General features: G+C 66.8%; 16 protein-coding genes. 9 read left to right on the forward strand and 7 right to left on the reverse strand.

Translation table 11 applies throughout. The features are described 5' to 3' along the window. Nucleotides 1–1005 (reverse strand): zinc-dependent alcohol dehydrogenase family protein, encoded by a 1005-nt coding sequence (locus UAJ10_RS24720; protein ID WP_322917913.1) that lies wholly within the window; start codon nt 1003–1005, stop codon nt 1–3. Between the two features lie 121 nt (nt 1006–1126). On the opposite strand from UAJ10_RS24720, the gene UAJ10_RS24725 reads away from it, so the two are divergent. Beyond that, nucleotides 1127–1987 carry a LysR family transcriptional regulator gene (locus UAJ10_RS24725; RefSeq protein ID WP_322917914.1) on the forward strand — a complete coding sequence of 287 codons (861 nt, stop codon included), beginning with the start codon at nt 1127–1129 and terminating at the stop codon, nt 1985–1987. Here the strand turns inward: UAJ10_RS24725 and UAJ10_RS24730 are convergent. After that, nucleotides 1984–2877: a nickel/cobalt efflux transporter gene (locus tag UAJ10_RS24730; protein WP_322917915.1), complete on the reverse strand. Its 894-nt coding sequence runs from the start codon at nt 2875–2877 to the stop codon at nt 1984–1986. The two genes, UAJ10_RS24725 and UAJ10_RS24730, sit on opposite strands and share 4 nt — an antisense overlap. A gap of 218 nt (nt 2878–3095) precedes the next feature. Between UAJ10_RS24730 and UAJ10_RS24735 the strand changes: the two genes are divergently transcribed. From UAJ10_RS24735 to UAJ10_RS24755, 5 genes are all read left to right on the forward strand, one after another. Further along, complete coding sequence (locus UAJ10_RS24735) at nt 3096–3506, forward strand: CBS domain-containing protein (protein WP_322917916.1); 411 nt, start codon at nt 3096–3098, stop codon at nt 3504–3506. Nucleotides 3507–3511: 5 nt separating this feature from the next. Further along, entirely contained in the window at nt 3512–4138 is a 627-nt protein-coding gene (locus UAJ10_RS24740) for a UdgX family uracil-DNA binding protein (RefSeq protein ID WP_322917917.1), read from the forward strand. Between the two features lie 173 nt (nt 4139–4311). After that, entirely contained in the window at nt 4312–4539 is a 228-nt protein-coding gene (locus UAJ10_RS24745) for a con-10 family general stress protein (RefSeq protein WP_322917918.1), read from the forward strand. A gap of 335 nt (nt 4540–4874) precedes the next feature. Then, nucleotides 4875–5195, forward strand: a complete 321-nt coding sequence (locus UAJ10_RS24750) for a con-10 family general stress protein (protein WP_145752572.1) — start codon at nt 4875–4877, stop codon at nt 5193–5195. Nucleotides 5196–5335: 140 nt separating this feature from the next. Continuing rightward, the gene (locus tag UAJ10_RS24755; RefSeq protein WP_322917919.1) at nt 5336–6184 is read left to right on the forward strand and encodes an SDR family oxidoreductase; all 849 of its coding nucleotides are present in this window, start codon (nt 5336–5338) and stop codon (nt 6182–6184) included. A 61-nt stretch (nt 6185–6245) separates the two neighbouring features. On the opposite strand, the gene UAJ10_RS24760 is transcribed toward UAJ10_RS24755, so the two are convergent. Together UAJ10_RS24760 and UAJ10_RS24765 are read right to left on the reverse strand one after the other, a co-directional pair. Continuing rightward, nucleotides 6246–6872, reverse strand: coding sequence for a GNAT family N-acetyltransferase (locus UAJ10_RS24760; protein ID WP_322917920.1), 627 nt, complete (start codon nt 6870–6872; stop codon nt 6246–6248). 19 nt (nt 6873–6891) lie between these two features. Further along, on the reverse strand, nt 6892–9249 hold the full coding sequence (locus tag UAJ10_RS24765) for an Orn/Lys/Arg family decarboxylase (RefSeq protein ID WP_322917921.1): 2358 nt from the start codon (nt 9247–9249) through the stop codon (nt 6892–6894). A gap of 246 nt (nt 9250–9495) precedes the next feature. Between UAJ10_RS24765 and ppk2 the strand changes: the two genes are divergently transcribed. Then, entirely contained in the window at nt 9496–10413 is a 918-nt protein-coding gene (gene ppk2 / locus UAJ10_RS24770) for a polyphosphate kinase 2 (RefSeq protein WP_322917922.1), read from the forward strand. Between the two features lie 498 nt (nt 10414–10911). On the opposite strand, the gene UAJ10_RS24775 is transcribed toward ppk2, so the two are convergent. Together UAJ10_RS24775 and UAJ10_RS24780 are read right to left on the reverse strand one after the other, a co-directional pair. Next, complete coding sequence (locus tag UAJ10_RS24775) at nt 10912–11514, reverse strand: hypothetical protein (protein ID WP_322917923.1); 603 nt, start codon at nt 11512–11514, stop codon at nt 10912–10914. Then, nucleotides 11515–11958 carry a hypothetical protein gene (locus UAJ10_RS24780; RefSeq protein ID WP_322917924.1) on the reverse strand — a complete coding sequence of 148 codons (444 nt, stop codon included), beginning with the start codon at nt 11956–11958 and terminating at the stop codon, nt 11515–11517. Here UAJ10_RS24780 and UAJ10_RS24785 point away from each other — a divergent pair. Beyond that, complete coding sequence (locus UAJ10_RS24785) at nt 11929–12306, forward strand: hypothetical protein (protein WP_322917925.1); 378 nt, start codon at nt 11929–11931, stop codon at nt 12304–12306. The two genes, UAJ10_RS24780 and UAJ10_RS24785, sit on opposite strands and share 30 nt — an antisense overlap. Before the next feature lie 57 nt (nt 12307–12363). Beyond that, nucleotides 12364–12600 (forward strand): DUF2795 domain-containing protein, encoded by a 237-nt coding sequence (locus UAJ10_RS24790; protein WP_322917926.1) that lies wholly within the window; start codon nt 12364–12366, stop codon nt 12598–12600. A gap of 79 nt (nt 12601–12679) precedes the next feature. Here the strand turns inward: UAJ10_RS24790 and UAJ10_RS24795 are convergent, their stop codons facing one another. Then, nucleotides 12680–13285 carry a cysteine hydrolase family protein gene (locus tag UAJ10_RS24795; RefSeq protein ID WP_322917927.1) on the reverse strand — a complete coding sequence of 202 codons (606 nt, stop codon included), beginning with the start codon at nt 13283–13285 and terminating at the stop codon, nt 12680–12682. Nucleotides 13286–13356 lie beyond the last annotated feature (71 nt).

Here is a 13356-nt window from a genome sequence, read left to right on the forward strand (position 1 = left end):
TCAAGCGATCGAGACCACGACCTTGCCTTTGGCGGTGCGGTCGGTGATGGCCGCGTGGGCGTCGGCCGCCGTCTCCAGCGTGTAGACGCGCGGATCCAGGCGGGGCAGCAGCTTGCCCGCCTCGACCAGGGTGGCGACCTCCTTCAGCAGATCGCCATGGTGGGCGCGATCCACGCCGGTCAGCAGCGGCGCCAGGGTGAAGACTCCGGAATACGTCGCCCCCTTGAAGGACAGGGGCGCCAGGGCATGGCTGCCCCAGCCCAGCGCGCTGACCACATGGCCGAAGCGGGCCACCGCCTGGAAGGACGCGTCCAGCACCGCGCCGCCGTTGGTGTCGTACACCAGCTCGAAGCCCTTGCCGCCGGTCAGCCGGCCCACGTAGTCGGCCACCGTCTCGGCGGCGTAGTCGATGGGCGTGGCGCCCAGGCCGCGCACGTACTCGGCATCCTCGGCGCTGGCGGTCGCATAAACCGTGGCGCCCAGGGCGCGGCCGATTTGCACCGCTATATGGCCGACGCCGCCGGCGCCGCCTTGCACCAGCAGGGTCCGCCCCGGGCGTATCTTGGCGCGATCGACCAGCCCTTCCCAGGCCGTGATGGCCACCAGCGGCAGGGCCGCAGCCTCCCGCATTGTCAGGTTGGCGGGCTTCAGCGCCAGCAAATCGGCATCGACCGCGGCATATTGGGCGAGGGAACCTTGAAGGCCGCCCACGCCGCCGGTCATGCCGTAAACCTCGTCACCCGGGCGGAAGGTGGTGACGCCGGGGCCCACCGCCTCGACCACGCCGGCCAGGTCCAGGCCCAGGATGGCGGGCAGCGGGTGGCGGGCATGGGCGGCGGCGGCGGCGCGGATTTTGGTGTCCAGCGGGTTCACGCCGCTGGCCTGGATGCGGACCAGCACCTGGCCGTGGGCCGGCTGGGGGCGGGCGATATCGGCGATGCGGAAGGGGCCATTTTGCGTCTCGACGATCGCGGCCCTCATTGTGGGGGGCATGGTGGGGATCATGGTGTTTTGCTCCGGCTTGGGGGTGCGCCCTCATCGGCGCCCACAAATCTTGCGCCCAACCAAGATGCATGGAAATCTTAAGAGATGTACGAAGGCCATGCGACTTTGTTTGGGTGAGCTCATGCGCGTCCTGGACTGGAGTGACCTGCCCATCTTCCTGGCCATCGCGCGGGAAGGCACCTTGGGCGCCGCCGCCCGCAAGCTGGGCCAAACCCAGCCGACCATGGGCCGGCGCCTGCGCGCGCTGGAGCAGGCGGTGGGGGCGGCGCTGTTCCAACGCACCAGCGACGGCTTCGTCCTGACCGACGAAGGGCAGGCCATGCTGGGCCCCGCCCTGCGCATGGAGGAGGAGGCGCTGGCCCTGCAGCGCCAGCTGGCGGGCAGCGTCGGCGGGCTGGAGGGCCTGTTGCGCGTCTCCTGCTCCGACTGGTTCGGGGTGACGATGCTCTCCCCCGTGTTGGCGGAATTCGCCGGCATGCACCCGGCCGTGGTGGTGGAACTGCTGACCGACCCGCGCCTCTACAGTCTGTCCCGGCGGGAGGCCGATTTGGTCATGCGCATCCGGCCGTTTGACGAGCCGGAAGTCATCGCCCGCAGGCTGGTGACCATCCCCTATGGGCTCTATGCCAAGCCCGGCCTGTGGACCCCGGTGGCGGGCGACGGCGCCGGTTGCCGGCTGGTGCTGATGGATACGGCCTTCGGCGGCATGCCCGACGTGGGCTGGGTCACCCGCCTGCTGCCCAAGGCGACGGTGGTGTCGCGCAGCAACAACCGCGAGGTCCAGGCCCGCCTGTGTGCCCTGGGGGCGGGCCTGGCGGTGCTGCCCCGGCCCTTGGGGGATGGCACCCCCGGCATCGAATTGGTCGACCTGGGCGAGGCGCCGCCCAGCCGCGACACCTGGATCGGCTATCACCGCGACCTGCGGCGCCTACCCCGCCTGCGGGCGCTGTTCGACCTGATCGTTCAGCGCCTGGCCAATTAGGACAGCGCGCTCCAGCCCTGCCAGCCGATGTAAAGGCCGACCAGGATGATCAGCGTGCCGGAGGCGTAGGGCGCGCGGCGGGCCAGCAAGGCGAAGGCGGGCCCCCAGCGGCGGGAGGCATGGCGCATGCCCAGCGCCGCCACCACGCCCACGCTGACCATGGTCAGCGCCAGGCCGATGCTGAAGCACAGCACCAGGGCCACGCCCAGGCTGACCTGCTTCAACTGCAGGCACAGCAGCAGCACGGTGATGGCGGCGGGGCAGGGGATCAGCCCGCCCGTCAGGCCGAACAGCACGATTTGGCCCGTGGTCACCGTGCGATTGGCGAAGCGCCGCTGGATGTCGGCGGCATGCGCCAGTTCATGCGCATCCTGATAACCGGTGACGGCCAGGTCCACGCCCCGTGCCGGGTGCCCATGCCCGTGGTCATGCCCATGTCCGTGGTCATGGTGATGGTGGTCGTGATGGTCATGGTGCTGGTGACCATGATCGTGAAGATGGTCATGATCATGATCATGGCCGTGGTGATGGGTTTCCTCCTCCCGCTGGGCTTGGCGGGTGCGCCACAGCATCCACAGGGCGACGGCGATGATCAGGGCGGCCGACGCGATCTGGAAATAAGGCTCCGTCATCTCGGCGTTCCAGTCGCGGCCGAAGTGCAGGCCGGCCAGGGCCACGGCCCACACCACCAGGGTGTGCGACAGCGTGGCCGATAGGCCCAGCAGCACGGCCTGTCCCACCGTTCCCCGGATGGCGATGATGAAGGCCGCCATCATGGTTTTGGAGTGCCCTGGCTCCAGCCCATGCAGGGCGCCCAGAAGGATGGCGCTGGGAATGAACAGCCAGGCGTTGCCGGCCCCTTGTTGCAGCAGATCGGAAAGCGGGGTCATCGGCGGAGGCCGGGGCGATGGGTGTGTGTCATGGTGACGGCAACCTATCCCCCCCGAGGGGATATGGCAAGGCCCAGGCCTGCCCCCGGGAACCACCGCCCGGCCTGGGCGTTGAGGCGAGCGAGCCCTTCCCGAACCCATCCTCCCAAACCCATGGTCCATGGGGTTGCCGGTCCAGGGGTGCGGGCGGCGCGTCAACCCAGGCGAAGGAGTGTGCGATGCGGATCCAGGAAATCATGTCCACCAACGTGAAGCTGGCGACGCCGGACCAGAAGCTGCGCGATGCCGCGCGGCTGATGTCCGAATGCGACATCGGCGCCATCCCGGTCGGCCAGGGCGACCGCCTGGTCGGAATGGTCACCGACCGCGACATCACCATCCGCGGCGTCGCCGAGGGGCGCGGCCCCGACGCCACGGTGGGCGAGGTCATGACGCCCCAGGTCTGCTACTGCTACGAGGACGAGGATGTGGAGCAGGTGTGCCACAACATGGTGAACGTCCAGATGCGCCGCCTGCCTGTTCTGAACCGGGAGAAGCGCCTGGTCGGCATCGTCGCCCTGGGCGATCTGGCGGTCCGCGCCAGCGCCACCGCCGGCCGGGCCTTGAGCGGCATCTCCCAACGGGACTGACGTCCGTGGATCGCGACTTGGCTGAGCTTGCGGCCGGTGCCGCCGGCTGCCGGCGGTGCGACCTATATCGCGACGCCACCCAGGTGGTGTTCGGCGAAGGGCCGGCGCACGCACCCCTGGTGCTGGTGGGCGAACAGCCCGGCGACCAGGAGGACAAGGCGGGCCGTCCCTTCGTCGGTCCGGCGGGGCGGATATTGGATGAGGCGCTGGCGGCGGCCGGCCTGGAGCGAAACGACCTTTTCGTCACCAACGCCGTCAAGCACTTCAAGCATGAGATGCGCGGCAAGCGCCGCATGCATCAACGCCCCAACCAGGGGGAGGTGGAGGCCTGTCGCTGGTGGTTGGACCGGGAGGTGGCGCTGGTCCAGCCCGCCGTCATCGTGGCCTTGGGCGCCACCGCGGCCCGGTCGCTGATGGGCAGGACCGTCGCCCTGGTCCGAGAGGGCGGCAAGCCCCTGGCCTGGGCCGACGGCCGGCCCGGCATCGCGACCTACCATCCCTCCGCCGTGCTGCGGGCGTGGGATGATTCCGCCCGTGCCCGCACCTATGACGCCCTGGTGGCCGCTCTGCGGCAGGCGCGGGACATGGTGGAGGCTCACCAAAGTGAAAATATAATAAAAGCGCGAATTTAAGCGGGACTGAAGCTTATCTATATTGAAAGATGCGGTAAATCTAAGAAAAGAATCGGAACCGTGGCGGCGATAAAGATCTTTAACAGATATCCAGCGCATGAGCCGCGCTGGACGCCTTGGGGCCGGTGAAGCGGCGTCGAGGCTCAATTCCCGAAGCAGAATGGAGTGATCCTATGGCTTCCAATACGTCGAACCGCGGCTTCGCGTCCATGGACGACGACAAGCAGCGCGACATCGCCGCCAAGGGCGGCTCCAGCGTTCCGGACGAGAAGCGCAGCTTCTCCCAGGATCATGAGCTGGCCGCCGAGGCCGGCCGCAAGGGTGGCCAAGCCTCCGGCGGCAATTTCGCCCATGACCGGGAACGCGCCTCGGAGGCCGGCCGCAAGGGCGGCCAGCACTAAGGCGCGCGGCATGGCCCGGGCGGCGGTGGCGCCGCCGTGGCCCGGGGGAATTTTCGAGTGTTCATGAGAAAGGGGGCTGGGCCTGCGGGTCCGGCCCCCAGCCTTATGGGAAAGGCGTTCCAGGCGCGCGCGTGGCGAGGTCCCGCAGTGAAAGAAATATAAAATGCAACTATAAGCGAAGCTTCGGCTTAACTATACTATGAGATACCATAAATTTTAAATAAAATCCGGAACCCGGAAGAGCGTCCCCTCTTATATGCGGGCGCTGTGAAGAAGAAGCGTCCGGACGTTAGGCAGGACCGGCGCGGCGCATCGCTGACATAAGAGAGGATGTCATGACCAAGGACAGCAACACCCGCGGCCGCGGCTTCGCTTCCATGGATGAGGGCAAGCAGCGGGACATCGCCAGCAAGGGCGGCTCCAGCGTGCCGAATGAAAAGCGCAGTTTTTCCCAGGACTCCGGGTTGGCCGCGGCCGCCGGCCGCAAGGGGGGACGGAACGTTCCCGACCAGAAGCGCAGCTTTTCCCAAAACCGGGACCTGGCGGCCGAAGCGGGCCGCAAGGGCGGCCAGGCGTCTGGTGGAAATTTCGCCAACGACCGGGCGCGCGCGGCGGAGGCGGGGCGCAAGGGCGGCACCAGCCATGCCCATCGCTGACGGCATCAGGTAGGGCCGTACGGAAACCGGCCACGCCGGCGCACCTGCCGCCGGCGTGGCCGACATTCCATCCGGAACCCCGCGCCCTTCCGCGCGGTTCACCTTGCCCAGCCGCTTGGCCGTATAATTGGAGCATTCCCATGGACGATGCCATCCCCCCGCAGCAGCAAGACCATCAGCCGGGCCGTGAGCGCGAGATGACGCCGGCGCCGGACTATGCCCCGCGCTTTCCCGGCGCGGGCCGCCTGGCGGACAAGGTGGCGCTGATCACCGGCGGTGACAGCGGCATCGGCCGCGCCGTGGCCGTCCTCATGGCCTGCGAGGGCGCCGACGTGGCCATCGTCTACCTGGACGAGCATGAGGACGCGGCCGACACCGTGACGCTGATCGAGGCTGAGGGCCGGCGCGGCCTGGCCATCGCCGGCGACGTCGGTTCGGAGCCCTTCTGCAAGGAGGCGGTGGACAAAGTGGTGGCCACCTTCGGCAAGCTGGACGTCCTGGTCAACAACGCGGCCGAGCAGCACACCACCGATGGCCTGGGCGACCTGACGGCGGAGCAGTTGGAGCGTACCTTCCGCACCAACGTCTTCGGCTACTTCTTCATGTCCAAGATGGCGCTGCAGCACATGCAGCGCGGTGGCGCCATTGTCAACACCACCTCCGTCACCGCCTACAAGGGCAGCCCGCATCTGCTGGACTATTCGGCCACCCGGGGCGCCGTGCTGGCCTTCACCCGGTCCCTGTCGCAATTGCTGGTCGAGGCGGGCATCCGCGTCAACGCCGTGGCGCCGGGGCCGATCTGGACGCCCCTGATTCCGGCCTCCTTCGATGCGGAGAAGGTGGCGGAGCACGGCAAGAACACGCCCATGGGTCGTCCCGGCCAGCCGAACGAGGTCGCCTCCTGCCACGTCTTCCTGGCCAGTGAAGAGGCGTCCTACATGACGGGGCAGGTCATGCACCCCAACGGCGGCACGGTCGTGAATTCCTGAGGCGGCAGGGGGATGGGTGGCGGGGCATTAGGCACAGGTCGGCCGTGCCGGCCACCACAGCTTATGGACTGCCATCGCCCTGCCCACCGTCCGGCCCGAGGGCCCGCTGCAGCATCACGGTGTCGGTCCATTTGCCGAAACGGAAGGCCACCGCCGCCAGGTAACCGACCTGGCGGAAGCCGCAGGCCTCGTGCAGCCGTAGCGAGGCGGCGTTGGAGCTGTCGACGTAGCCGATCATCTGGCGAAAGCCGGCGGCCGCGCATTCCTGGATCAGGGCGGGCAGCAGCGCCCGGCCGATGCCGCGATGCAGGCGGTCGGGATGGATGTAGATGGAGTGCTTGACCGTGAACCGGTAGGCGGGGCGCTTGCGGAACAGCACGGCGTAGGCGTAGCCGACCACGACGCCGTCGATGGTGGCGACCAGGTGGGGCAGCTTGTGCTTGCGCATGTTCTTGCGCCGCGCCTTCAGGTCCTCGATGTCGAACGGTGTCGGCACGAAGGTACCCAGGTTGCCAACGCCATGCCCGATATGATGCCGGTAGATGTCGAGCATGGCCGGCACGTCCTCGTCATTCGAGTGGCGCAGCACAATGGGCGACGGCAGGGGGCCCGGCATGGGCGAGGCCAGGTCCTGGCTGGCGCCAGGATCCTGGTTCACGCTGGGAAAGGGCATGGAAGAGTCGGTCATGGCGGACATTCCGGCACGCTCACTCCTGCATCACGTAAGTATAGAAACGCATCGTCCCATCGGGCTCGACCTTGCGATACAGGCCCTGCACCTCGTTCTCGAAACCGGGGAACAGGTTGGCGCTCTGCTCGAACATCTTGAGATAGTCCAGCATGGGCTTGGCCCGCGCGTCCAGGCGTTCGCCCGGCACGATGGTGGCGATGCCCGGTGGATAGACCAGGAACAGGGTGGTGGCGATGCGGCCGTCGATCTCGCTGAGGGGCAGGTAGTCGACCTTGTTGCGCACCAGGCTGCGCGCCGCCTCATGGGGCGGCACCACCATTTCTGGCAGATGCTCGGGCGCGAACTGCTTCTGCTGCAGGGCGCTGACGTTGATCTCGCGATAGAAGGCGTGCATCTGGGCGCACAGGTCGCGCAGGCGCACGCCCCGGTACCGCTGGGGCCAGCGGGCGACGAAGCGGGGCATGACATCCTCCAGCAGGGCGTTGTCGTCATGCAGGCGCTTGAACGCCGCCAGGGCGCTCAGCAGGGTGCCGGCCTTGCTGGATTCCACGCCGGGGGTCAGCAGGAACAGCAGGGAGTTGAGGTCGTTCTTCTCCGGGACGACGCGGTTCTCGCGCAGGTATTGGGCCACCACCGGGGCCGGTATGCCGTGGTCGGCATAGGTGCCGGTCCGCCGGTCGAACCCCGGCGTCAGGATGATCAGCTTGTTGGGGTCGGTCATGGCCAACCCCTCGGTCACATGGCTGAAGCCGTGCCAGGTCTCGCCGGGCGAGAAGGACCAGTACCGGGCGTTGGTGGCCAGTTCGTCGGTGCTCAGGCTTTCCCACGGCACCTCGTGCACGGCATCCTCGGGCCCGGACCCGGGGGGCGAGACGACATCGGGAATGAAGGGCTCGAAGAACCAGCGGCGCGCCGGATCCGTTTCCTTCTGTTCATACTCGCGGCGCAGCGCCCGCAGCTTCTTGCGCAGCTCGATGCCCAGGCGGACGGTGTCGTCCCAGAGGATGGTGCCGGACCGCCCCTTCATCATCTGCGCGCCCACGTCCAGCGAGGCGAACAGGGGATAGAAGGGGGAGGTGGAGGCGTGCTGCAGGAAGCTCTCGTTGAACCGGCGATGTTCCACCCGGCGCTTCTGGCCTTTGATGTGCCGGTCGCGGACATGGATCTGCGACGCCTGGGAGAAGCTGGCCAGCTGCTTGTGCGTCGATTGTGTGGCGATGATGCCGGGCGCTTCCTCGCCCAGGTCCTTCAGCCCCATGGCGAAGCGGCCGGCATAGAGCGGGTGGAACTTCATGAACCCGGCCCAGGCCTCATCGAACAGGATGTATTCACAGAGGTGGCCGATGCGCTTGAGGATCATCTCCGCGCTGTAGATGGTGCCGTCGTAGGTGCACTGCTCGATGACCGCGACGCGGAAGGGGCGGGGCTTTTTCCACGCCTCGGGATCGGTCACATGGGGGTTCAGCCGGATCTTTTCCCGGATGGCCGCCTCATCCAGCGCCTGGCCTTGGATGGGCCCGATCATGCCGTAGCAGTTGCGGTCCGTTTCCAGATAGATGGGGATGCCGCCGCTGATCAGCAGGGCGCCGTGGTGGGCCGCCTTGTGGTTGTTGCGGTCGAACAGCACCAGGTCGCCCTCCGCCACCAGGGCGCCCAGCACCACCTTGTTGGAGGAGGAGGTGCCGTTCAGCACGAAATAGGTCTTCTCCGCGCCGAAGATGGCGGCGGCTTCCTTCTGGGCCTTCAGGGCCGGGCCCTCATGCGTCAGCAGGTCGCCCAACTCGATGACCGAATTGTCCAGGTCGTCGCGGAACACCGCCTCGCCCAGATGCTCCACGAAAATTTGCCCGATGGGGCTGCGGCTGTAGAAGATGCCGCCGTTGTGCCCGGGACAGGTCCACAGCTGGTTGCCTTCCTCGGCGTAGTCCACCAGGGCGCCGAAGAAGGGCGTCTTCAGCGTGTCGGCATATTTCTTGAGGCGGCTGATCAGGTTGCGGGCGATGAATTCCGGCGTCTCTTCCGACAGGAAGATGTAGCCGTCGATGAAGTCCAGCACCTCCACCGGGATGTCCTCAAGGCGCTTGCGGCGCACCAGGATGACGATGGGCATGTCCAGGCCGCGGCGGCGCATCAGGTTGATCAGGGCCGCCGTCTTGCCCTCAAGGCCGCGCTTGCCCCAGTCGACCACCATGCAGCCGATGGCGGCGTCGGTCTGGACGGCGATCTCCGCGTCCTCCACCCGCCGCGCCTTGACCACCTCGATCCCATCGTCCTCGATGGCCGCGATGATTTTCTGTAGCCGCATGCCTTCCAGGTCATCGGCGTCGAAGCCGGGGGCGCAAAGAAGAACAGTGAAACGCTTAAAGAAATCCATTGCCAGGCCATCCTTTGTTCAAAGCGCGGGGGCTGGATCATTTAATGACAATTACGTGACGGTCCCGCCCCATACCTTTGGAGCCGCGCCGCAGTATTATCTTAAGCCACAGCATTTCGCCCATTACAAACGCTACCGTCGGAGGGACGGCCTCCTGTTTCGCGCCCATGTGCCGCCATCGCCGCCCGCTGTCACCAAATTGCAAAAGCTTCCAGGTAACCGTTTGGGGAACCAGGAGGACGACACATGACCCAACACGACAGGACCGAAACCCGCAGCTGGCTGGATATCGAACTCGAAGACGACATGGACGAGGAGCTTGAGCAGGCGCTCGATGACGTCCGCATCCCGCCCGAGCTGCGCGCCCTGATGGAAAGGCACGAGAAAAGCAGCATTGACCGGCACACCTATTTCCGGGAGCTGCTGCGCCTGCAGAGCGAGCTGGTGAAGCTGCAGGACTGGGTGCGCTTCAAGGGCCTCAAGATGGTGATCCTGTTCGAGGGGCGCGACAGCGCCGGCAAGGGCGGCGCCATCAAGCGCATCACCCAGCGCGTCAACCCGCGCAGCTGCCGGGTCGTGGCGCTGCCGGCCCCGTCCGACCGCGAGAAGACCCAATGGTACTTCCAGCGCTATGTCCCGCACCTGCCGGCGGCCGGCGAGATCGTGCTGTTCGACCGCAGCTGGTACAACCGCGCCGGCGTCGAACGGGTCATGGGCTTCGCCACCGATACCGAGGTGGAGGATTTCTTCCGCGACGTGCCGGAGTTCGAGCGCATGCTGGTGCGCTCCGGCATCATCCTGGTGAAGTACTGGTTCTCCATCACCGATGAGGAGCAGCAGCTGCGCTTCCTCATGCGCATCCACGACCCCATCAAGCAATGGAAGCTGTCGCCCATGGACCTGCAGTCCCGCGTGCGGTGGGAGCAGTACACCATGGCCAAGGAGGACATGTTCGCCCGCACCAGCATTCCCGAGGCGCCGTGGCACATCGTGGAAGGCAATGACAAGAAGCGCGCCCGGCTCAACCTCATCTCGCACCTTCTCTCGGTCGTGCCGTATGAGGAGGTGCCGCATGAGCCCGTGACGCTGCCGGACCGGGTGTTCAATCCCAACTATGAGCGGCACACCTTGCCGGCCGAGCTGTACGTGCCCCAGCGCTACTGACCGGATTGGAAGACCGAATTACAGCAGTAAAGCCATGAGGTGACGGGCGCTTCAGCGCGCCTTCATCTTGGCCATACCAAATAAATTCTGGAATCGCGATGACGCGGGGAACCCGCGCGCGGCTGGTTTCTTATATGCCCATGCCGCACCGACAGGGTGGCATGGCTTCGGCACCCTCCGGATCGCTGATTGCCTGATCCGGATTTGCCGAAGGCGGCTCCGCGATCTCTCCAAACTGCTTGGGACAGGCCACGTTGGACCGCCAGCGTGGCCCTTTTTGTGTCGGTGGCCGGGGGTGTGGAGTGGTTACAAATATAAATGCCATAGCGAAGCGGAGGCGTCGCAATAAAAACTTTTCAGCATCAATAATTTATTTGGATTTAGATGTGGAGGCGATTGGGCAATCGTAAAAAATCGACCCTATACACAAAAACGAAGGATCGATTCTCGGCCGAGGGCGTTGTTTGACGGACCGGACAGGGCAGTCACCTGTGCGGCCTATCGGATAAGCCAGGAGGAAAATTCATGGCACGAGAACAATATGAGGATCCGCGCCGCCAGTCCCGGGCTCCCCAGGGTGGACGCCGGGATTACAACGATTATGAGGACGATCGCCGCCACGCCCGCGGCCGCGATGATGACGACGATGGCTATCGGTCGGGTGGCGGCGGCCGGCGCGGCCATTCCGAGGATGTTGGCCAGGGCGGCTACTTCGGTGATCCGCGCGGTCATTCGGAAATCGGTCGCCGGGGCGGCGAGGTTCGTCACGAGCGGGCGGTGCGAGCCCGCCGCGACGAGTACGGCCACGCCGAGGACGAAGGCCAGGGCGGCTACTTTGGGGACTATGAAGGCCATTCCGAGATCGGCCGGCGGGGCGGCGAGGTCCGTCATGAACGGGCGATGCGGGCCCGCCGCGACGAGTACGGCCACGCCGAGGACGAAGGCCAGGGCGGCTACTTTGGCGACTATGAAGGCCATGCCGAGATCGGTCGCCGGGGTGGCGAGGTTCGTCATGAGCGGGCGATGCGGGCCCGCCGCGACGAATACGGTCACGCGGAGGACGAGGGCCAGGGCGGTTACTTCGGTGATCCGGAAGGCCATTCAGAGATCGGCCGGCGGGGCGGTGAGGTCCGTCACGAGCGGGCGATGCGGGCCCGCCGTGATGAATACGGCCACGCGGAGGACGAGGGCCAGGGCGGCTATTTTGGTGATCCGGAAGGCCATGCCGAGATTGGCCGCCGGGGCGGGCAGGTCCGTCATGAACGGGCGATGCGGGCCCGCCGTGATGAATACGGCCACGCCGAGGATGAGGGCCAGGGCGGTTACTTCGGTGATCCGGAAGGCCATTCCGAGATCGGCCGCCGGGGCGGGCAGGTCCGTCACGAGCGGGCGATGCGCGCCCGCCGTGATGAGGACGGCCACGCTGAGGATGAGGGCCAGGGCGGGTACTTCGGTGATCCCGAGGGTCACGCCGAGATCGGCCGCCGGGGTGGGCAGGTCCGTCACGAGCGGGCGATGCGTGCCCGCCGTGACGACGACGGCCACGCGGAGGACGAAGGCCAGGGCGGTTACTTCGGCGACCCCGAGGGCCATGCCGAGATCGGCCGCCGGGGTGGTCAGGTCCGCCATGAGCGTGCCCAGCACGCCCGGCGCGACGAGCGGGGCCACGCGGAGGATGAGGGCCAGGGGGGCAATTTCGGCGATCCGGAAGAGCACGCCGAAAGCGGCCGCCGCGGCGGGCAGAGCCGCCGGGCCAGCAGCCGGGAGGATGAGGACGGCACGCCGGAGCGCAAGACGCGCTCCCGTTCCTCCAGCAGCCGGTCGTCTTCCTCTTCTTCATCGGAAGATGAGGACAAGCCCAAGACGACCCGCCGCCGCAGCAATGTGCATTGACCCTTGAGCGACGGGGCGTTCGCGCCCCGTCCTTCCCCTTGATACGGGAGAGTGGATATGACGCGAGGACTGGGCGGGCATTCCCCCGCCAACGTGGCCCACTATCTGAAGGGCATCGATTTTCCGGCCGGCAAGCGGGACTTGATCCGCAAGGCCAAGGAGAACGGCGCCGAGGGCGAGGTGCTGGACATGCTGGAAGCCATGCCGGACGCCGACTACGAAACGGCGGCCGACGTGATGAAAGGGTATGGCGACGCCGACGACGGCACCTTCGGGTCGCGGCGCAAGCATTGATGGGCAATGGCGTTGCCTGGTTTGACGGGCGGGTGCCGGCGGGCACCCGCCCTATTTGCGTTTGGGCTCCGGCGGGTCATCAATCCATGGGCCAGCCGCTCAGCAGTTCGTCAGTGGTCAGGGTGATGACCTGCTGGGCGAAGCGGGTTCGGTACAGGGTCAGCACCGCGTCGTGGGACGTGTCGACCGAGCTGCAAACGGCGTCGGTCACCACACAGACGGGATAGCCGAGGTCGATGGCGTCCAGCACCGTCGCCAGGACGCAGACGTCGGTTTCACAACCGGTGACCACCAGGCCGTCGGTTCGGCGCCGCCGCAGCAGGGAGGCGAGGGGGCTGCGGATGAAGGCGGAATACACCGGTTTGTCCACCACGGCGGCTGGCGGGCACAGCCGGGCCAGCGGCGCCAGCAACTCCAGGGTTTCGGGGGCCAGGTGGTCCCGGGTGGCGTGACGCCAGCGTTCGTAATAGGGGCGCCAGGTGCCAGGCATGGTTTCCGGCCTCTCTGGCGGAATGAAGCGGGTGAAGAGGGTGCGGGCGGGGAAACGCTCGGCAATGGCCGTCACCATGGGCAGGATGCGTGGCAGCCAGGCGGTGGGCCACGGGCCGCCCGGCTGGTCGGGGGAGAACAGCCGCTGCATGTCCAGGCAGAGGTGTGTGGTGGCTGGTGTCGGCGTCCAATCCATGGGGGCGCTTCCAGGTCATAGGTGCGGTGCCGCTGCCATCCGCGGCGATGGGCTTCCTGTGCCGCTCAGTC

Origin of the sequence: Nitrospirillum guaranorum (genome assembly GCF_034653275.1) — a bacterium.
Taxonomy (GTDB): domain Bacteria; phylum Pseudomonadota; class Alphaproteobacteria; order Azospirillales; family Azospirillaceae; genus Nitrospirillum.